This is a genomic window from Streptomyces sp. NPDC003247, assembly GCF_042888135.1.
Classification (GTDB): domain Bacteria; phylum Actinomycetota; class Actinomycetes; order Streptomycetales; family Streptomycetaceae; genus Streptomyces.
The window spans coordinates 1,947-3,327 of the sequence record NZ_JBIAPF010000035.1 but is presented as its reverse complement, the minus strand read 5'-3'; the positions used below and the strand labels follow the sequence as shown (position 1 = coordinate 3,327).

General features: G+C 57.6%; 1 rRNA gene (running past one end of the window). It reads left to right on the top strand.

Going from position 1 to position 1,381, the window contains the following annotated elements:
* Window positions 1-107 precede the first annotated feature (107 nt).
* Window positions 108-1,381 (top strand): 23S ribosomal RNA (locus ACFYWQ_RS43560); it runs 1,924 nt beyond the window's last position.

Genomic DNA, 1,381 nt, shown 5'->3' with positions numbered 1-1,381 from the left:
CGTAGGTCTGTCTTCGGATGCCGGCCCCGGTGAAGCATCAGGTTCTCTGGTGTGTGACGGGTGGCTGGTCGTTGTTTGAGAACTGCACAGTGGACGCGAGCATCTGTGGCCAAGTTTTTAAGGGCGCACGGTGGATGCCTTGGCACCAGGAACCGATGAAGGACGTGGGAGGCCACGATAGTCCCCGGGGAGTCGTCAACCAGGCTTTGATCCGGGGGTTTCCGAATGGGGAAACCCGGCAGTCGTCATGGGCTGTCACCCGCTGCTGAACACATAGGCAGTGTGGAGGGAACGCGGGGAAGTGAAACATCTCAGTACCCGCAGGAAGAGAAAACAACCGTGATTCCGGGAGTAGTGGCGAGCGAAACCGGATGAGGCCAAACCGTTTACGTGTGAGACCCGGCAGGGGTTGCGTGAGCGGGGTTGTGGGATCTCTCTTCCACGGTCTGCCGGCCGTGGGACGAGTCAGAAACCGTTGATGTAGGCGAAGGACATGCGAAAGGTCCGGCGTAGAGGGTAAGACCCCCGTAGTCGAAACGTCAGCGGCTCGTTTGAGAGACACCCAAGTAGCACGGGGCCCGAGAAATCCCGTGTGAATCTGGCGGGACCACCCGCTAAGCCTAAATATTCCCTGGTGACCGATAGCGGATAGTACCGTGAGGGAATGGTGAAAAGTACCCCGGGAGGGGAGTGAAATAGTACCTGAAACCGTGTGCCTACAAGCCGTGGGAGCGTCGGACATCAGCTTGCTGGTGTCTCGTGACTGCGTGCCTTTTGAAGAATGAGCCTGCGAGTTTGCGGTGTGTTGCGAGGTTAACCCGGGTGGGGTAGCCGTAGCGAAAGCGAGTCCGAACAGGGCGTTTTAGTAGCACGCTCAAGACCCGAAGCGGAGTGATCTAGCCATGGGCAGGTTGAAGCGGAGGTAAGACTTCGTGGAGGACCGAACCCACCAGGGTTGAAAACCTGGGGGATGACCTGTGGTTAGGGGTGAAAGGCCAATCAAACTCCGTGATAGCTGGTTCTCCCCGAAATGCATTTAGGTGCAGCGTCGTGTGTTTCTTGCCGGAGGTAGAGCACTGGATAGGCGATGGGCCCTACCGGGTTACTGACCTTAGCCAAACTCCGAATGCCGGTAAGTGAGAGCGCGGCAGTGAGACTGTGGGGGATAAGCTCCATGGTCGAGAGGGAAACAGCCCAGAGCATCGACTAAGGCCCCTAAGCGTACGCTAAGTGGGAAAGGATGTGGAGTCGCACAGACAACCAGGAGGTTGGCTTAGAAGCAGCCACCCTTGAAAGAGTGCGTAATAGCTCACTGGTCTAGTGATTCCGCGCCGACAATGTAGCGGGGCTCAAGCGTACCGCCGAAGTCGTGTCATTGCAG